Annotated in this window: 1 protein-coding gene; it reads left to right on the forward strand. The window is 56.7% G+C overall.

Annotation, left to right across the window (positions count from 1 at the left end; all coding sequences use genetic code 11):
- Positions 1-1032: 1032 nt before the first annotated feature.
- On the forward strand, positions 1033-1552 hold a 520-nt coding region (locus ACWUKX_RS30895), incomplete at its 3' end, for an aminotransferase class III-fold pyridoxal phosphate-dependent enzyme (protein WP_456010446.1).

A 1552-nucleotide genomic window follows, 5' to 3' on the forward strand; every position in this document is an offset into this window, starting at 1 on the left:
GGCCAATACAAACATTCCAACGATCATGGTGGCTGAGAAAATCTCCGACGCAATTCTGAAGGAAGACAGAACCGATATGAAGGCCTCGATTGCCCGCCCGATCTGAAGCAGCTTAACCCGTCTTGCTGCCGGCGGTTGAGCGCCGTATCGGCCGATCAAACCCTATCCGAAGAGGCCGAGCATGCTGCAGCCTTACGACGCCCGGGATTCGGGCATGGCTCGAGGCCGAGCCAACGCTTTCGGCAGTCACGGTCCTCCAGCGCCTCATGAGTGCCGATCCGTCGCGCTTCACGAAGAAGACCTGAGGACAGTGCAACTGGCTGTGAAGGCATGGCGCGTGGAGCGGCGGAGCGGACCATCCTCGACGGCGACCGGATGCATCGCGCGGGTCATGTCGGCAGCACCACGCTCGGTTCTAGCCGGTTAATACCCACTCCCACATGCTCGCCGGGTATCTAAGCCAGGGGGCACTATCAATTTAAAGAAACCTTCAGCACGCCGGAACAAGATGATTGCAGATTTTATTACAACTTAACCCAAGGAAGACGCGTTCTAGGAGATCATGGTCACACGTTGGATGTCGGTCCGCTCAGTTATAGCTGCCGCTTGGAAAAGGGGTCTCCCATGCACATCTAGAAACGCCGCGCTGATCCAAAAGCCGCCGTCACATAGCGAGGAGCTTCGTCGGGGATGGAGCCCTCCCGACGCTAGAGCAGTCGAAAAGCGGCACTGCCTCAATCATCAATTGCGAGAAAATCCGCTGGCTATTTTGGATTGAGGTGCAGCGAGCCGAATGTACCCGAAGATCCGGACAACGTGGAACGTGTGACCTGTCTCTATCTATCGGCTTCGGCCTCCGGAAGAGGATTGGCGCCCAGGGCGGCAGGCCAGCAGTCCGATTTGGTTTCGGAACACTTAAAGCTTGAGAAGGTCACTGGATTGATTCGAGCAACGAACACGCGTTCACCTCGTAACTAATATGAAGAACCGGCCTGAAGCGTTTGCAGGCTGCCGTCGAAAGGATTACGCCCCATGGACGATCAGGTCACCCCTATAAACGATACAAGTCTCGCGCTCTTTGACCGCCTTGAGTCTGAGGTGCGCTGCTACATCCGATCGTTTCCGGTTCTGTTCGATCGCGGGGTAGGCACCGCCCTCTTCGCCGCAGACGGTCGGGAATACCTTGACTTCTTCGGAGGTTCAGGCGCCCTGAACTACGGGCACAATAACCCTGTCCTCAAGAAAGCGTTGCTGGATTATATCGAGCGCGACGGAATTGTGCATGGGCTGGATCTTGCCACGACGGCCAAGAAGGCCTTCATGGAAGCTTTTGAACGGTACATTCTAAAGCCCCGTGGTCTGACATATAAATTACAGTTTCCCGGTCCGACAGGTACGAACGCTGTCGAGGCGGCACTAAAGCTGGCTCGCCAGGTGACCGGCAGGTCAAACATCGTCTCCTTTACGAACTCGTTTCATGGGGTCAGCGTCGGCTCGTTGGCAGCGACCGGAAACAAGGAGCACCGAGCAGCTGCCGGGTTTCCCCTCGCGC

It is taken from the genome of Mesorhizobium sp. f-mel, from assembly GCF_053850215.1.